The organism is Acinetobacter sp. SFA (assembly GCF_001647535.1).
In the GTDB taxonomy this organism is placed as follows: Bacteria; Pseudomonadota; Gammaproteobacteria; order Pseudomonadales; family Moraxellaceae; genus Acinetobacter; species Acinetobacter pecorum.
Genome location: NZ_LSZI01000001.1, coordinates 128,037 through 146,476 on the forward strand (window position 1 = coordinate 128,037; position 18,440 = coordinate 146,476).

Below are 18,440 nucleotides of genomic sequence, written 5' to 3' on the forward strand. Positions count from 1 at the left end.
TCTAAACGTCCCTATCGTCTAGAGGCCTAGGACATCGCCCTTTCACGGCGGTAACCGGGGTTCGAATCCCCGTAGGGACGCCATCTATCTTCTTCTCTTCCTTTATATATCTTGTACCAGCCCCTCAAGCTGATTAATTCATGAACATTCATTATTTTATTAATGAAAATAATTCTCATTTTCATTGATTACCACACCATAGTTAATGATAATTACTTACATTATCTTTCTCATAATCAAGCTCTCTCATGCGTTTTGCTTATTCCCCACTTTCTATTGCGGTTTTAACTGCATTGAGTTCAACTGTTTTTGCTGAAAAATCCGATCAATCAGAACAAGTCAAATCACAAGCTTCTGTTAAGTTTTCCACCATTGTGATTCAAGCTAAAACAGAAAATGAGGTGGGGAAAACGGTTTACAATAAAGAGGACATACAGCAAATACCAAATGGCTCTAAGACCATCACCGAATTATTAAAAGTTAATCCGAATGTACAATTTGATTCAAACGCACGTAGTGGATTGCAGCAAGGCGAACTCAACGCGACGGATATCAGTATTAATGGCAGCCTACCCTACGATAATAAGTTTTTGATCAATGGCCTCAGCATTAATAACAATATTAATCCAGGTAGTGACGCAAAAAGTAATACCCTGAATGAAATAATGGGAAGTTCACAAACGGTGACAATTAATGCCGATCTGCTGTGTAAAATCACCCTACTTGATAGCAATGTGGGTGCCGAATTTGGTGAGTTCACAGGTGGCGTAGTCAGTGCAGAAACCTGTGTTCCCCAAACCGAAATTGGTAAAATTCATGGCAGCCTGAGCTATGACTATACTTCTGATCATTGGTCAGACATCAATTTCCCTAGTAAAGAAGCAGCTGAAGAATTTGAAAATTCCACCAGTGAAAGCAAACAACCTTTCTTTACACGTCAAGGGATCAGTGCAACGTCATATGGCAAACTTGCTGAAAGTTTGGGTTTCAATGCATTTGGTTCATATCGCCGTGCAGATATTCCTTTAAAAACAAGTATTGATAACCCAGATTCTTATGAACAAAAACGAGGTTCAAACAATGCAGGTATAGAGTTTTTCTATACTCCCAGTGACAATACGGTTTTAAAGATCGGCACACAATTTATGGAATCGAGTGGTGACTATTTTCTTTCATCCACTCATAACTCCCAAAGCTCACATACATCAGACAGCCAAAGTTTCTATATCAACTTAAAAAATAAATTGAATTCAGTTGAACTTGAGCAACAAGCCAATTATCAAACGCAGACTGCAAACCGTAAAAGTGCGACAGATAATATTTCCTGGTTGAAATCATCAACCAAAAACTGGAAGTCCTCGGGTATGCAAATTGAAGGTAGCTTTGGAAGCACTCAGCAGCAGGAAGAAAAACTGGAATATAGTCTTAAGGCATTATTTGAACCCATTCAAACCCAGCATACGACCCATACGTTCAAAATGGGCGGAGGATATGGACACTATAATGCTCATTGGAAACGTCCTGTCACAACAAGCATTTATTCTAGTGCGACTGGAAATATTGCCAATCTCAGCTGTTATTCAAATACTGGTCATAAATATGATGCATGTGATGAAGGAAATGGCCAAGACGGACAGTTTCTAAAAAATCGCACCTCTTATTTGGCAGGTAAAATTGAGGTACAGCAAGACCGTTGGCATGCATTTTTACAGGATCAGATTCAATGGGACAAATACTTCACAGCAACACTTGGCTTTCGTGCAGACTATGACAGCTTAACTAAAAATAATAATGTTGCACCACGTAGCTCATTTGTTTTTAAACCTTTTGCTAATGAACAATTATCCTTTACCACTGGCTGGAACCGCTACTATGGTTTAAATGCCTTTTATAATGAATTACAAGATCAAAAAGGTTTATTGATCATTCGCCAAACACGTGACAACCTATCAGCCGACTGGAAAGAAAAAGCATATGCCGGTTCTTTTACTTATCGTTCGCAGCTTGATACCCCTTATGCAGATGAAACCATGTTCGGAATCAATGCTGAATATGCAAATAGCCGTATTGGTCTAAAATGGGTTAATCGTAAAAATAAGAACCAGATCCGCCGCACAGAATCAGTTAAGGATCCAGCCATTTCAACCAATCGCTTTAGCTATACTTATGATAATGAAGGTAAATCTGAATCTAATATTTATACCTTAAGCTTGATTAACATTAGCCCATTGAAGTTATTTGGCACACAGCATTTATTCAGCCTAAATGCAGATTATACTGAAACCCAGCGTAACTTCGACTCATACAGCACAGCGTATTATACCGGCACACCCATCATCTACTACGATGGTAAATTGATCAATGCTGAAGATAAGCCATCTGAAATCTTTAATACTCCCTGGACAACACGTTTAGGTTGGAATATTAAATTTGACCGGATTCCTTTAAGCATTAATAACTTCATCAGTTACCAGGGCAAAGTGGATGCCATGAAGAAAATATCAAAAGGTTATTCTGATAAAAATAATGAACAATATGATATGTATACCCCATACACCACCAAAAATACCTTCTACTGGGATGTACGGACGACCTATGATATTCCTTTAAATAAGGACCTTAAAGCCATTTTAGGTTTAACGATTAACAATGTGACGAATCGTGATAATTTTTATCTGGATTCGGGTATTGCCTATCCACAAATTGGCCGCCAATTTATTGCAGATGTCACTTTTAAATTCTAGAGTCTGAATAGAGGTACATGCTGCTGCTCTTTTTAATTTGCTTAGGCTATAATTAATGCGATTTCATATTGTGCCTTTGTGTCATGTTAAAAAAGATCTTACTGGTTTTACTGATTTTAGCCCCATCCGCGCTATATCTCTATATCGTCAACCGTGATGATAACCATACTGCGGAGACTGAGACAGTGACAACGCCAGCTGAAAACTCTCAGCCTGAGCAATATCAAACTCCAGATCACTAATTTTGAGTGATCTTTTCAAAGATTTATTTTTTAAATTAAAAAATAACTTTATGGGGAAATTTCAATTTATATGATATTTCATATAATTAAAACTAAAATACCTCTTTTGAATCTCCTCTCTCGATTTAGTTATGCAATCTCCCTCTCCACCTTCACAGCATTCGTCTGTTGAGGGTCAAACTCCGTCGTTAAAACGTGCCATGGGCACACGCCATCTGATCATGCTTTCTCTGGGTGGTGCGATTGGTACCGGGCTGTTTATGGGCTCAGGTGAAGTGATTTCCCAGGCTGGTCCGCTCGGTGCCGTACTGGCCTATATTATTGGTGGCTTGATCGCTTATATGGTCATGCTCTGCCTGGGTGAACTGGCAGTACATTTGCCAGTATCCGGCTCCTTTGGTGCATTCGCCACAAATTATATCGGTCCGGGTACCGGCTATATGGTGTCTTGGATGTACTGGCTGGGTTGGTCCGCGACCTTGGGTACAGAATTTACGGCCGCTGCCATTCTGATGCAGGAGTGGTTCCCGCAAACTTCTATCTGGTTATGGACATTAATCTTTGCTGGCGGGGTCCTGTTATCCAACCTGAGTTCAACCCGCACCTTTGCCGAGTCTGAATTCTGGTTATCAATGATTAAAGTCGCCACTGTATTGATTTTCATCATTCTGGGTTTTGCGTGTATTTTTGGATTTATTCCTTTCCACGGCTATGAATCTGCACCACTGTTTAGCAATCTGACCGAGCATGGCTGGTTGCCGAATGGCTTGATTCCCCTATTTACCACCCTTCTGATCGTAAACTTTGCCTTTAACGGTACAGAGATGATCGGAATCGCTGCAGGTGAAACTGAAAATCCCGAGAAAAATGTACCTAAGGCGATTCATGCTGCGGTATGGCGTCTGATTATTTTCTTTGTCGGCACCATTATCGTTATCAGCTCACTACTATCTTATACTGATGCAGGTCTGCAAGTCGGTGGTCATGGTGGCCTGAGTAGCAGTCCATTTGTATCGGTATTTACCCAGATGGGCATTCCCTATGCAGAAGACTTTATCCGTTTTGTGATTATCACTGCCCTGCTTTCTACTGCAAACTCCGGCCTATATGCTGCTTCACGTATGATGTGGGCACTTTCTTCAAAAAATCATTTGCCCCGAATATTTGCTAAAGTCAGTAAATCAGGTGTGCCTTATATTGCGGTTTGGGTAACCATGATTGGGGGTTTACCGGGCTTACTGTCTGAACAGTTCGGTGCTGATGTGATCTTTAAGAACCTGATGGGTGTTGCCGCATTCACTATGGTCATTGTCTGGATGAGCATTTGTTGGAGCCAGTTTAATTTCCGTCGCCAGTGGCTCAAATCTGGTCATGCGCTGTCTGATCTTAAATTCCGTACCCCATGGTTTCCACTTGTACCAATTTTAGGTTTTGTATGCTGTACCGCAACGGGATTAAGTATGGCGGCTGATCCTGAAATGCTGTCCGGTTTTATTGGCTGCTTACTGTTTATGGCGGCATGTTATGCAAGTTATTACTGGCTCTATCATAAAAAAGCTTAATTTTTAGACTTCGGTATAGAGATTTTTCTCTCTTTAATAAACCCAATTTCGATTGGGTTTATTTTTTATAATCTGCAAATCTGTTCAGAAAATAATATCTTAATAAAATAAAGTTTTTGTTTTGCCTAATGTTTAAACTGTTAAATGAATTTTAGCAAAAACCCTTTTGACAAAACCCGGCTTAATCCTTAATATACGCATCACCTCACAACGTCCCTATCGTCTAGAGGCCTAGGACATCGCCCTTTCACGGCGGTAACCGGGGTTCGAATCCCCGTAGGGACGCCATCTATTGATCTCATACGATCAGACCTTATTCGAAATTACTATTATTCGATTGCAGATTTGTAGTTTTTCACTACAATAGCTCGCTTCATTCCTTTGAAGTATTTCTTATTTCCTATGCACTCATCTCCGAATGATGCTACGCATCAGGGCAATTCTGCGCCTTTAAAACGCGCTATGAGTACACGACATCTGGTCATGATTTCGCTGGGTGGCGCAATCGGAACAGGCCTATTTTTAGGGTCGGGTGAAGTCATTGCACAAACGGGGCCTGTAGGTGCCATTCTCGCTTATCTCCTGGGCGGTATTATCGCGTACATGGTGATGCTATGTTTGGGCGAACTTGCCGTCCACATGCCAGAATCTGGTTCATTTGGCGCTTATGCCAAACGTTATATCGGACCAGGTACAGGCTATACCATCACCTGGTTATACTGGCTGACGTGGTCGGTCACTCTCGGAACTGAATTTACTGCAGCTGCCTTGCTGATGCAGGAATGGTTCCCGGATATTTCCATGTGGTTATGGACCATTATCTTTGGTGTATTCGTATTTAGTCTAAATATGATTTCAACCCGCTGGTTTGCCGAATCCGAATTCTGGCTGGCACTGGTCAAAGTGGTCACGGTTGTTGCTTTTATTCTTTTAGGCCTATTGGCCATATTTGGTGTTTTGGGCTATCAGGGATATGAAGCCGCTCCTTTATTTACCAATCTGACTGCACAGGGCTGGTTCCCTGAAGGTCTGTTCCCGATTTTTGCGACGATGCTGATTGTGAACTTCGCCTTCTCTGGCACCGAGTTGATTGGTGTGGCTGCGGGTGAGACTGAAAACCCTGCCAAAAATGTTCCTAAAGCGATTAATACTGCGATTTTCCGCTTATTAATTTTCTTTGTAGGTACGATTATTGTGGTAACAGCTTTACTTCCGCATCAGGAAGCGGGCTTAGCTGCGGAAGGCGTAAGTAGCAGTCCATTCGTAACAGTATTTCAGCATATTGGTATTCCTTATGCTGAAGATATCATCCGTTTTGTGATTATCACTGCATTGCTGTCTGCTGCCAACTCGGGCCTGTTTGCTGCTTCACGTATGATGTGGTCATTGTCATATAGCAAACAGTTGCCTGCAATATTCTCAAGACTCAATGCTCGCGGTGTACCGTATATTGCAGTCATGGTAACTATGCTGGGTGCATTGCCAGGTTTATTGTCTGAACAGTTTGCGCCAGAGACTATCTTTACCAACTTGCTGGGCGTCGCGGCGTTTACCATGGTGGTGGTCTGGATGAGTATCTGCTTAAGCCAGTTCAACTTCCGTCGTCAGTGGTATAAACAAGGTCATACTGCCAAAGAACTGGGCTTCGCTGCACCATTGTTCCCGATTGTGCCAATCCTGGGCTTTGTGTTCTGTTTTATTACCTGTATCAGTATGGTCTTTGATCCATCAATGCGGATCAGCTTCATAGGCTGTCTGATATTTATCGCGTTATGTTATGCAAGTTACTACAAGTTCTATCACAATAAAGCTTAAATCTTAAAGCACATAAAAGAGCAGCTCCGGCTGCTCTTTTTGTCAATATATCTTTAATTCAAATCTATACATTTCCTGCTTTGCTTTTATCTGTTCCCATAAATATACATATGTCTGTTAATCCTTGTTTTATCAAAAAAATTTAAAACATTAATACTACAAGAAGCGCCGGTTCAGCTGAGGCAAGATTTTTATACTATGGGTATAAAACTGTCGGTCTCAGTGAGGCATCGATGAAAATTGTTTTTATTCATGGCATGAACAAGCAAGATTATACAGCTACTTCATTACGGCAACACTGGCTGCATCTTCTCAAAAAAGGCCTGCGCAAAAATTCGCACCAGCAAGCTCGTTTCACTTATTTAAAACGGCATATCCGCATCCCTTTTTATGGAGATTTACTCTCTCAGCATCATTTGCGTAATCTGCTTAGTGGAAATATTTTAATGCCACAGCAGTGGCCGCATTTTCCCTTCCTGCATCCAGTTCAGCGGCAACCCACGCCACCTGTAGATCAGCGTATCAATCAAATTTGTGACGTCCCACAATTGAACCTTGATGACGCACTCAAGTTCAACCAGAAACTGAGGTTCATCACAGCGTTAAGCAAGGATATTGCTTTACGCGATTTTGTGATACTCCTTAATTATTTTCCCCGCTTGCATGCCAGTTTGTTGCAAAAATTTTTACAGGAAACTTATCTTTACTTGGCCAATCCAGAGTTTATGCAGGAAGTTCACCTTCGCATTCATCATCAACTATATAGCAGCAAACCACAGATTGTAGTGGCACATTCGCTTGGCACCGTGATTGCCTATAATTATTTGATTGAGCACCCGGAACTGAATATTAAACGTTTTATTACCCTCGGATCACCGCTGGCATTTCGGGTCATCCAAGCCCATCTCCAGCAACCGATCACACGACCTGCTGCCATTTCAGGCGATTGGATAAATTTTTATTCACCTGATGATTTTCTCACTGCATTTCCACTCTCAAAAAGCCCTTTTAACTTTCAACCTAACATTATCAATCAGGAAATTCGTACTTTTGTGGAACGCCCACATGACGTTGAAGGTTATTTACAGCATCCGAAAGTATTAACTGCCATGCTGGAATTGCTTAAAAATCCTGCTTAATTCGGGTAATTTTCCCCTATTTCCATAAGATTGTTTTAAATTTACGCACTCAACCCGTAAAATCATTTTTTTTATGGAAATGCGTTTGACACCCCCCTGTTTTCACCCTATTATACGCCCACCTCTGAAACGTCCCTATCGTCTAGAGGCCTAGGACATCGCCCTTTCACGGCGGTAACCGGGGTTCGAATCCCCGTAGGGACGCCAATTTTCAGAAGTACATTTTATTAAGTCCCTATCGTCTAGAGGCCTAGGACATCGCCCTTTCACGGCGGTAACCGGGGTTCGAATCCCCGTAGGGACGCCATTACTTCCAGCTAAAAGTAAGGGTTTTAAAATTTATCTTCTGTACTGTCCCTATCGTCTAGAGGCCTAGGACATCGCCCTTTCACGGCGGTAACCGGGGTTCGAATCCCCGTAGGGACGCCATATTCGAGATGATTATCTTATAAATGATCTTCTCACAAAAAAGCTCAGGCATTGCGACCTGAGCTTTTTTTTACCCACTTAGAAACCTCAATTCTATTTTTACCGCTCGTTCAAATTCTGCGGTTACTTTCCTGAATGCCAACCTATTCTTAATTTTATAATTTGTATTTTTTTACATTTCTATGCACAGAAATATCCGTTCATTTTCATTTAAAGCAATACATCAATAAATTAGAACAAAAATTCAACACCCTGAGTTTAGAGCTCACGTTAAGGTAAATAAAAGAAATCTGCAAGGATCAGATTATGTTCTTCAGCACAGAGTTAAGTTTACCTTTATCGCCGAATAAAAATCATAATTTTCAATTTAAAAGCTTTAAGGAGTGGGTCGACTTTTTTCAAGATACTGAAATTTCGATGTATGCCAAAACCGAACAAGCCGAATCTTATTTGAGTGATCTGATTAAAAATTTAAAGATTAATACTCTCGGATGGTTAGATCAGCCTGCACAGGTTGAACAGCATCTTCTAGAACAACATCATCAGGTTTGTACGACTTTCCAGGCCTATGTCAATCGCCGGAAACAGCACCAAGCCCGGGAATATTTTCCTACGGTTTCCCATGCTTTCGAATTCCTGGCAAAAGTTGCACCAGTCAAGCTGGTCGATGGTGCTTGGTTATATTCGACCGTACCGAATTGCAATCAGCCCGAGCTGAAAGATTTGATTTACATCTATCTCGAAGAGCTTGGCTTAGGGCATCCGCGTGCCAATCATGTCACCATGTATCAGGACGTGTTAAGTCATTATGAGCTGAACAGTTATGCCGAGCATCTGGATGACAGTTACTATGAACAGGCTGCCGTACAGTTGGCACTGGCTTATGCCCCGGCCAAATATTTACCTCTGGTCATTGGCTTTAATCTCGGTTATGAACAGTTACCGCTGCATCTGTTAATCACCAATTATGAACTGGCTGAACTGGGTATTGATCCGCATTATTTCAATGTGCACATTACTATTGATAATGCTCACAATGGTCATGCGCAGAAATCCCTGCAAGCATTTATCCAGCATTTTAATCATGCTGAAGATCCACACGCTTATCTGGATCTGATTAAAAAAGGCTATGTTCTAAATGACCTTGGTAAAAGTTCTTCCCAAATCATCCGGGAACTGGACATTGAGCAGATGGCTTTAAAAGTTTTCCAGAACAAGGCCCTGATTGGCCAATATATTCATAATCAGAAATGCCAGTTTAGTGGCAAGACCATCAATGACTGGTTATCCGATCCTGCCCAGATTGCCGAGTTTTTGCAGGTGATGATTGAAAAAGGCTGGATCGTGAAAGATGCGCCAGTAGAACAAAGTCGCTTCTGGAAAATGATCGATCATCCGGAAGGTAAAATGTTTGGGGTCTTTAATGCGACCGAAAAACAGATTATTAAAGACTGGATTCAGGGTGCAGGCTTGGCAACTCGCCTGTCCTCACGTAGTGCAGCCCCATCACAAGCAAAAATTGAACCTGCAATGAGCCGTATGGACCAGCAGCGCTTAAATCAGTTAAAAAGCCGCTTCATGCGCTGTGAGGGTGCTGAACAGAAAATTGATTTACTGATTCCTTATACTGCACCGCATATGCATCATACCGAAATAGGCTTATGGGCGACTCGTCAGTTAAGTCAGTTATTATTTCCTTTTCAGACCCAGGCGATGCATTACTCCTAAAGCCCCCCTAAGTGCCAGAAATTAAAAAAACCGGACATTTGCAGTGTCCGGTTTTTTAATAAAGATTAAGCCGATTTTCGCGAGTTTAATTGTCCCTTGATCACCGCTTTGACATTGCCTTTCAGATACTGCAAAAAGACTTTTAGTGGTGAGAGTTTCGGATTAGGCTGCTTGCCTTTGGCAATTTCCTTAAACTGCGCGGCATACCAGATGATTTCCATAATCGCCATCTTGTCGACCATTGGAATACCGGTTTTAATTTTCTCAACTGCATAACGTACATCCTGCCCTGCAACCAGACGATTGCCCAAGTCAGGTTCTACCGCAAAGGGACGTGCAATCCCGACAAAATCACAAGCACCACTGTCGAGCGCGGCATTCATGCCTTCAACTGTTCGGAATCCACCAGTGACCATGATATGGCACTTTACTTCCTGACGAATTTTTTCGGCAAAATCGAGGAAATAGGCTTCACGGGCAATGGTCGAGGCCTTGCGCTTGTCTGCTTTCACGCCGGCCATCGCAGGTGCTTCATAGCTACCACCTGACACTTCAATGATGTCGATGCCTGCAGCGTCCATCGCCTTAAAGACATAAATGACATCTTCTTCGCTAATACCACCGCGCTGGAAATCAGCTGAATTCAGCTTGACTGAAATAATAAAATTTTCCGAAGTCGCAGTACGAACAGCCTGATAGGTTTGCAGCAAGAAACGGGTACGATTCTCAATACTACCACCCCATTGATCCTGACGCTTATTGGTCAGCGGTGACAGAAACTGGCTAATCAGATAACCATGTGCCCCATGCAACTGCACCCCCTCAAATCCTGCTTTTTCACAGATGGCAGCCGAAGTGGCAAAGCGCTGGATAATATCTAGGATTTCATCTTCACGCAGTTCCCGTGGGGTTCCAAAGCTCATTGCCAATGCCGGACTAAAGGGTACTGCGGACGGTGCAACTGTTTCTTTATTCAGACCTTTAGGACACTGGCGGCCCGGATGTGACAACTGGACCAATTGTACCATGCCATGCTGTTTGCCTACGTCAGCCCAGACTTTGAGCTGTGCCAGATCACGTTCTGTTTCTACCACTACGACGCCCGGTTCATTCTTGGCACGATAATCCACCATGACATTACCCGTAATAGCACAACCCAAGCCACCTTCGGCCCATGCTTCATACAACTTGAAATGCGCCTGATTGGGCTGGCCGGCATCATTGGCCAGTGCTTCACTCATGGCACCTTTAATGATGCGGTTTTTAAAAGTGGTATTGCGAATTTGAATGGAATCGGCCAATTGAGTCATGATCTGTCCTGATACGTTACTTTTATTTTGTACTCGTTTATAACGTAAGCCAGAACAATTGACAATCAGTCTTGTCAAATTTACACAATTTTTATCTGCTTATTTTTTCATGGTTAAAGATTTTTGTGATTTAGTTTCTTGGATCAAAAGCATCCCGTACTGCTTCTCCCATATAGATCAGCAAACTCAGTACAATCGCCAAACTAAAGAATCCCGACAATGCCAGCCACGGCGCATTTAAGTTGTTTTTGGCCTGAAGCAAGAGTTCCCCTAGGGATGCCGAATCGGGTGGCAAACCATACCCTAAAAAATCCAGAGCCGTCAGTGCAGTAATATTGGCAGTTAGCATAAAAGGTAACTGTGACAGGCTAGAACCTATCACATTGGGGAGAATATGTTTGAACATGATCCGTCCATCCCCAGCCCCGATACTTCTTGCTGCCCAGACATATTCCAGATTTCTGGCGCGCAAAAACTCAGCGCGCACCATACTCACCAGTGTGGTCCAGCCAAATAACAGCATGATCAGAAATAGCCAGTAAATACTCGGGGTAAACAGACTGACCAGTACCATCACCATAAACAGCATCGGCAAACCGCTCCAGACTTCGAGTATGCGTTGCCCGATCAGGTCAATCCATCCACCATAATAACCCTGAATTGCTCCTGCTAAAATTCCCAACGCCGCAGACAATAAAGTCAGAGCAAAACCAAACAGTAATGAAATCCTTAAGCCATATAGAATCCGTGCCAGAACATCACGGCCCTGATCATCTGTTCCCAGCCAGTTTTGCGCACTCGGTGGCGAAGGCACCGGTTCAGCCAGTTCAAAATTTGGCGTTTGATAGGAAAATGGAATGATGGGCCAGATCGCCCAGCCTTTTTCTGCAATCAGTTGCTGTACAGCGGGATCTTTATATTCTGCTTCTGTCTCAAGTACTCCACCAAACGTGGTTTCCGGATAGGATTTCAGGATGGGCAAATAAAAAGCATGATCATATTTCACCAGCAAGGGCTTATCGTTAGCAATCAGTTCTGCACCCAAGGAAATAATGAAAATAGCACTGAAAATAATGAAGCAACTAAAGCCCAGCTTATACTGCTTAAAACGTTGCCAGCGTGCTTGCATCAAGGAAGACATTATTGTGATCCTCGACGTGAACTGAAATGAATCCGTGGATCTATCAGCTGATACAGCAAATCGCTGAGTAAACGCAGTATCAGACCGAGCAAGGTGAAAATAAACAAAGTACCAAAAATAACCGGATAGTCACGCTGGATAATCGCCTCAAACCCTAAAACACCTAACCCATCCAGATTAAAGATAATCTCGATAAACAGGTTGCCCACGAAAAACACCCCGATCAGAACTTCGGGCAAACCTGCTATAAGCACTAAAATGGCATTCCGGAATACATGCCGATACAGCACTGCATGTTCAGTTAAACCCTTTGCCCGCGCTGCCAGAACATATTGCTTGCTCAGTTCTTCCACAAAGGAAAATTTCACCAGATAAGTCAAACTGGCAAATCCGCCAAGCACCATGGCCAACAGCGGCAAGGCCATATGCCAGAAATAATCCTGAATTTTCGCAAAGAATGAGAGTTCTGCAAAATTTTCAGAGCGAATGCCCTGCAAGGGAAACCAGTGCAGATAAGACCCGCCAGCAAAAAATACGATGAGTAAAATAGCAAAAATAAAGGCTGGAATGGCATAGCCCACGGCCAACACTAGAGAGGTGGTCTGATCAAACAGACTGCCATGTTTGCGGGCTTTACTGATCCCTAAAGGAATGGAGACCAGATAAATCAGCAAGGTACTCCACAGGCCTAAAGAAAGCGATACTGGCAATTTTTCCCAGATGAGTTCAGTCACAGGCTTGTCTTTGAAAAAACTCTGCCCCAGATCAAACTGCGCATAACGCGTTACCATTTCCCAAAAGCGGATATGCAGCGGCTGGTCAAAGCCGTATTGGATATTAATCTGCTCAAGCATCTCGGGTGTGAGGCCTTGCTTTCCCTGATACTGCAATCCGGTATGCGCCAAACCATTGACCTGTTGCGCCTGATAAATCGCCTGCTCCACCGGACCACCGGGTGCCAGCTGGATCACCATGAAATTGATCAGCAAAATGATCAGCAAGGTTGGAATCATCAGCAACAGACGTTTGAGAATATAAGTGCTCATGGCACTCCCTGATAGGCTTGGAGCTTAATGCTGTTTGAAATAATCAGCCACATGTCTGGCCTTTGCCGTATCGACCCACCAGTAGTCAATCCCGGCGGAGAGTTTAGGTTTTCGTTGCGGCTGCTGATACATATTCCAGTAAGCATACCAGTATTCGCCCGTACCATAAGTCAGAATATGATAATAGCCTGCACGCAGTAAACGGTCTAATGCTCGGGTACTATTCACCAGCTGTTCACGGTTTTGAGCCTGTGTCACCTGCTGAATGACGGCATCAATGGCCGGATTTCGAATGCCGGCATAATTATAATTACCTGGCTGCGTGGCGGCCTGACTGCCCCAGAACTGTTTCTGCTCCTGCCCCGGTGTCAGGGATTGCGGCATGGTATCGACAATCATATCAAACTGATAATTCCGCAGCCGTTCATAATATTGCGCGGTTTCTACCATACGAATGCTGGCCTGAATGCCCAAGCGTTTTAAATGACGCAGATATGGCATCAGATCACGCTGCTGTTCCGCCTGATGTAACAGGAACTCAATCTGTACCGGTTGACCCGCAGCATTGACCAACTTCCCCTGTTGATAACGATAGCCTGCCTTTAATAGCAATTGACGGGCCTTTAACAGATTGTTCCGGTTAAAACCGGAGGCATCTGACTGAGGATATTTCCAGTCCTCAAGTACCGCCTGACGTTGAACCGGATCAAGCTGCTTTAAATGGGGTTTCAAAATGTGCAGTTCTTGAACACTTGGCCGTCCATGAGATGCAAGCTCGCTATTGGAAAAAAAGCTGTTCAGGCGCTGATATTCACCATAGAACATGGCTTTATTCAGCCATTCAAAGTCATAGGCAAAACTCAAGGCTTGGCGGAAACGGATATCGGCAAAAGGCTGACGACGGGTATTGAATATCAGACTTTGGGTCGGAATCGGGTTGTGATGCTGAAAGCGGTAACGCTGCACCTGTCCTTGCCGAACGGCGGGAAACTGGTAGTCTTTCACCCAGCGGTTGACCTGTTTTTCCTCATGCAAGGTAAATTGGCCCGACTTGAAAGCTTCGAACTTGATTTCAGGACTACGATAATAACGATACTTGATCCGGTCAAAATTATAACGTCCGCGGTTGACCATCAAGTCTTTACCCCAGTATCGGGGATTGCGTTTGTAGCTAATACTACGTCCAGCATCTATGTGTTCAATGACATAAGGTCCTGAACCCAGCATCGGTTTCAGCGTCAATTCTTTAAAATTACGCTTTTGCCATTCCTGTTTAGAATAAATGGGCATCTGCGCGACAATCATCGCCATTTCCGGATTATGTCCGGATTTAAAATGCATTTTGACCTGTAAAGGTGACAGGACTTCCAGCCGGTTTAAATCAGCCAGATACATCTGCAGTCCAAAATTGGACTGGGTCTGAAACAGTTCAAAACTGTATTTGACATCTTGTGCAGTTACCGGCTGGCCATTGCTAAACCGTGCTTTCGGATTTAAATGAAAAATAATAAAGGCGGTTTTCTTGGGGTCAAAACTGACTTTTTCTGCCAGCAAGGGATAGTACACACCGGGCTCATCCAGTGACTTGGACAGCAAACTGTCAAAAATATAGTTGATCCCTTCAGTGACATTGCCCTTGCCATTCATGCTGTTCAAATTATCGAAACTGCCATCAGCTGCCAGAATCAGCGTACCGCCTTTGGGCGCTTGCGGATTGGCATAAGGCAGGGATTTGGCCTGGGCATATTTCGGCTGGTTATATAGCGCGATATATGGGGTGGTGATCAGGGCTGCCCAACTGCTACTCACGAGCAGCGGGGCTAGCCAGATCAACCTGAAAGTTTTAAATAAATGAGCGAATCTCATGATCCATTCATTAATTCGGTACTTTAATCACATCGCCAATACGCAATTGCGTATTCGGTTTGAGATCATTCATTTCCGCCAGTTCATTGCTGTTCATACCATAGCGTGAAGCCAGACCGATTAAGGTATCACCGCGTTTGACTTTATAATCAGTCACCAGTTTTGGAATCTGAATGGTTTGACTGACCCTTAATCCTGCGCGTGGACTTAGATTATTTAATTGAGCCAAGTCGGTCACGCTTATGCCTAAACGGCTGGCGATTGCATTCAGGGATTCGCCTGATTTAACGGTATAGGATTCAGTTGCCTTAGAAGCTACAGGCTTAGTTGCCACTTTCACATCTTCAACTTTTTTATCTACCGGAAAGTCACCCTCAATTTTTAAACGCTGACCAATACGCACCGTACTATTGGTATTCAGGCCATTTAAATCTGCCAGATATTTCAGTTGTAAATGATACTGACGTGCAATAGAACTTAAGGTTTCACCTGACTTCACCACATGCGAATCCGATTTTGTATTCTTCGTCGCAGTTTCAGCAACCACTTCACGTACCGGTTCAGCAACTTCACCACTGAGTTTCAGGCGCTGTCCCACACGCAAGCCGGCATTACGTGACATGCCATTCAGGCTCGCCACCTGGTCCATTGACAGATTGTATTTTGCGGCAATGCCGGTCAGCGTATCACCCGCTTGAACCGTATAGGTTTCAGGGATCTGACTGCCGGCTGGAATCTTGATGGTCTGACCTATACGTAAACCACTATTGGCAGACAACCCATTCAATGCAGCCAGTTCAGAAACACTCAGCTTGCTTTGACTGGCAATGCTATACAGGGTTTCACCGCGTTTGACCTGATAGTTTTCAGTCGCAGTCTGATCGACTTTGACATTTTCAAACTTCTGCTCAGTTTTCTGGCTAGATGCCGTTAGCCCTTCAACTTCCTGAAGTGGTACATTGATTTTCTGTCCCACCATCAGACTGCTACCGGCAGTCAGACCTGAAGTCAAGGATGCCAGTTCAGCATTTGAAAGCCCATAACGATCGGCAATCAGTTTCAGATACTCACCACGTTTCACTGTATAGGATTTGGTCTGAACCTTGACAGTTTCAGCTTTTTTCGTGTCTTCAACTTTGGCTTTGGACTGCCCTGTATCTTTCAATGACAGCTTTTGCCCAACAAACAGACCGCTATTGGTACTCAGTCCATTAAAATCAGCCAGTTGTTTCACACTAAAACCAAACTGATTCGCTACACTGGTCAGGGAATCATTGGCCTGAACCACATAGGTTTCCGGTTTTTCTTTGGTTGCAGTTGCTTCTTGTACGGGTTTGGCATCATACAGATAAATGGTGGTGCCCACATATAGCGGAGAATTTGGATCAATCTGGTTCCATTTCGCCACATCACGCCAGTTCACCCCATTTTTAGCTGCAATCAGAGCCAGATTATCGCCTGCTACAACCTTATAAGTACTGCGTTTGCCTTTTGGAGCGACCACTACCACTTCAGAATCCGTCTTGACGAAATTTTTGCCCTGATTTAGCTTGGCTTCAACTGAGTTTGCGGTGGTATTTTCAGCAACCTCTTTTGGATAAGAGAAGCCTTTGGTCAGTTCCTTGCCTTGCTGCTCGGCCACAGACAGGCTGGTTTGAATGGCAGTCAGCTTGATTTTGCCGTCATAAGGATCAACAATTTCTGTGCCTGCCGGTGCCAACGCTTTTAGCTCCTCAACCACCTGAGCCTGTTCTGCCAGTGTTGCGACAGGCTGCAGAATTTCATCCACAGTCTTGTTCATATCCTGTGCGGCTACGACCTGTTGAATTTGCTGACGTTCAGCTGCTGAAATCGGTGGTTCAACCTGAATCTGCTTCACTGGTGCGGCAGGTGTCACTGCCACCGGAATACGTGGTGCACTTGGAATAGGCAAATCACTTTGTGCCGCAAAACTCGCCAAGGCAGATGGGCCTTGAGGTGTCGAAACCTTTTTCGTGGTCTGGGTCACAGTATTTGCTGTGGTCGACGTACTTACAGCAGCTGTTACCACGGGTACGGTCGTGACAGTTCTTGCCGGAGTCGTCGTTTTGGCAACGGTCGTTGCTGGCTGATTACTAACAACCGCTGGCGGAGTCTGTTTAGAAGGCGTAATCGTTTTCGTATTTAATTCTGGCGGTGCAGCTCTGCTGGGCACCACTGTCGTCGTATTTCTCGGCAGGCTGCTCGTGTTACTCGCCCATAAACCGCCTGAGCCGGATAATTTTTTCAGCTTCTCATCCACTGAAGGACTTAAGTCAGCAGGAATCAGAATACGGCGCGGACTTGAAGGATCAATATGATCACCACGATGACCAGGGTTTAATTGATACAGCTCTGCACGGCTTAGACCAGTGATGGCTGCAATTTCATTTAAACTGGCCACACCGACCGGTACTTCACGGAAATGTGGACGGTTGGCAATCGGTGGCAAGCTCACCCCATAGCTGCCTGGATTTTTAATAATCTGTGCAACTGCCAGGAAACGTGGCACATAACTCATGGTTTCTTGTGGCAATTTCAATGACCAATAATCGGTAGGCAGACCTGCGGCTTTGTTGCGGTTTATCGCCTGCTGGATACGGCCTGGGCCGGCATTATAAGAAGCAAGTGCCAATTCCCAGGAACCAAATTGGTTATACAGACTGCCCAAAAACTCATAGGCTGCACGGGTCGATTCCACGACATCACGACGACCATCGTATAAAGGGGTCTGCTTTAAACCATAAATACGGCCGGTACTTGGAATAAACTGCCATAAACCTGCCGCTGCCGCACTACTGGTCGCTGCCGGGTCATAGGAACTTTCAATAATCGGTAACAGCGCCAACTCGGTCGGCATGCCACGGCGTTCTGCTTCTTTTACCGTATAATACAAATAGCGTGATGCACGGGCACTTAAGCGGTCCAGATAAGGCTGACGTGAAATAAACCAGCCGCGCTGTGCATCAATCCGTGGATTCCAGACACTTAAATTCATCTTGAAACCTACAGTCATGCGCTTCCAGACATCACCATGTTTCAAAATCTGTAAACGGTCACCCTCAACTGCACGCATATCTGTTGCAGAAAGTAAATCTTCCAATCCATCCAGACTGCTGCCATCCAGATATTGAGATCCAACCTGCTTGCTTTTTGCTGTTTGGTTCGCATTATGTGTAGACGAACAGCCCGTCAGTCCCAGAGACGCAAGTGCAGCTCCCAGTACAGAAAATTTCAAAAAAGTCGGTAATGTCGGCTGCCACAAGATTGTGGTTGGTTTATACATAAAGAAATCCAAACAACTCGTATATAAATTTATTTTTTAGATATGCCATTGTAGTGAAGCATGTCGAAGACACAAGGCAATAATTTACCGCGATTTCACGTTAAATGTTACAAG

The 18,440-nt window shown here is 43.9% G+C and carries 11 protein-coding genes and 5 tRNA genes; 11 read left to right on the forward strand and 5 right to left on the reverse strand.

Annotation, left to right across the window (positions count from 1 at the left end; genetic code table 11):
* The first annotated feature begins 7 nt into the window (after positions 1-7).
* The 11 genes from AY607_RS00605 to AY607_RS00650 all read left to right on the forward strand — a co-directional run bounded on the left by AY607_RS00605 (position 8) and on the right by AY607_RS00650 (position 9,659).
* Positions 8-83, forward strand: a tRNA-Glu gene (locus AY607_RS00605).
* A 165-nt stretch (positions 84-248) separates the two neighbouring features.
* Positions 249-2,744, forward strand: a complete 2,496-nt coding sequence (locus tag AY607_RS00610; protein ID WP_064101433.1) for a TonB-dependent receptor plug domain-containing protein — start codon at positions 249-251, stop codon at positions 2,742-2,744.
* Positions 2,745-2,827: 83 nt separating this feature from the next.
* Complete coding sequence (locus AY607_RS14995) at positions 2,828-2,986, forward strand: hypothetical protein (protein WP_171255251.1); 159 nt, start codon at positions 2,828-2,830, stop codon at positions 2,984-2,986.
* Positions 2,987-3,117: 131 nt separating this feature from the next.
* Entirely contained in the window at positions 3,118-4,548 is a 1,431-nt protein-coding gene (locus AY607_RS00615; RefSeq protein ID WP_064101434.1) for an amino acid permease, read from the forward strand.
* Positions 4,549-4,760: 212 nt separating this feature from the next.
* A tRNA-Glu gene (locus tag AY607_RS00620) sits at positions 4,761-4,836 on the forward strand.
* A 114-nt stretch (positions 4,837-4,950) separates the two neighbouring features.
* A complete protein-coding gene (locus AY607_RS00625; RefSeq protein WP_064101435.1) occupies positions 4,951-6,363 on the forward strand; it encodes an amino acid permease in 1,413 nt (470 codons plus the stop codon).
* Between the two features lie 233 nt (positions 6,364-6,596).
* A complete protein-coding gene (locus AY607_RS00630) occupies positions 6,597-7,502 on the forward strand; it encodes an alpha/beta fold hydrolase (RefSeq protein WP_064095557.1) in 906 nt (301 codons plus the stop codon).
* 131 nt (positions 7,503-7,633) lie between these two features.
* Positions 7,634-7,709, forward strand: a tRNA-Glu gene (locus AY607_RS00635).
* 24 nt (positions 7,710-7,733) lie between these two features.
* A tRNA-Glu gene (locus tag AY607_RS00640) sits at positions 7,734-7,809 on the forward strand.
* A gap of 46 nt (positions 7,810-7,855) precedes the next feature.
* A tRNA-Glu gene (locus AY607_RS00645) sits at positions 7,856-7,931 on the forward strand.
* A gap of 306 nt (positions 7,932-8,237) precedes the next feature.
* Positions 8,238-9,659: an iron-containing redox enzyme family protein gene (locus tag AY607_RS00650; RefSeq protein WP_064101436.1), complete on the forward strand. Its 1,422-nt coding sequence runs from the start codon at positions 8,238-8,240 to the stop codon at positions 9,657-9,659.
* A gap of 65 nt (positions 9,660-9,724) precedes the next feature.
* Here the strand turns inward: AY607_RS00650 and AY607_RS00655 are convergent, their stop codons facing one another.
* The 5 genes from AY607_RS00655 to AY607_RS00675 all read right to left on the reverse strand — a co-directional run bounded on the left by AY607_RS00655 (position 9,725) and on the right by AY607_RS00675 (position 18,326).
* On the reverse strand, positions 9,725-10,969 hold the full coding sequence (locus tag AY607_RS00655) for an NADH:flavin oxidoreductase/NADH oxidase family protein (RefSeq protein WP_064101437.1): 1,245 nt from the start codon (positions 10,967-10,969) through the stop codon (positions 9,725-9,727).
* A gap of 130 nt (positions 10,970-11,099) precedes the next feature.
* Positions 11,100-12,110 (reverse strand): ABC transporter permease, encoded by a 1,011-nt coding sequence (locus AY607_RS00660; protein WP_064101438.1) that lies wholly within the window; start codon positions 12,108-12,110, stop codon positions 11,100-11,102.
* Positions 12,110-13,156, reverse strand: coding sequence for a microcin C ABC transporter permease YejB (gene yejB, locus AY607_RS00665; RefSeq protein ID WP_064101439.1), 1,047 nt, complete (start codon positions 13,154-13,156; stop codon positions 12,110-12,112). The genes AY607_RS00660 and yejB overlap by 1 nt, the downstream gene beginning before the upstream one ends.
* 24 nt (positions 13,157-13,180) lie before the next feature.
* Complete coding sequence (locus AY607_RS00670; protein WP_064101440.1) at positions 13,181-15,022, reverse strand: extracellular solute-binding protein; 1,842 nt, start codon at positions 15,020-15,022, stop codon at positions 13,181-13,183.
* Positions 15,023-15,032: 10 nt separating this feature from the next.
* Positions 15,033-18,326, reverse strand: coding sequence for a lytic transglycosylase (locus AY607_RS00675; protein WP_064101441.1), 3,294 nt, complete (start codon positions 18,324-18,326; stop codon positions 15,033-15,035).
* Positions 18,327-18,440 lie beyond the last annotated feature (114 nt).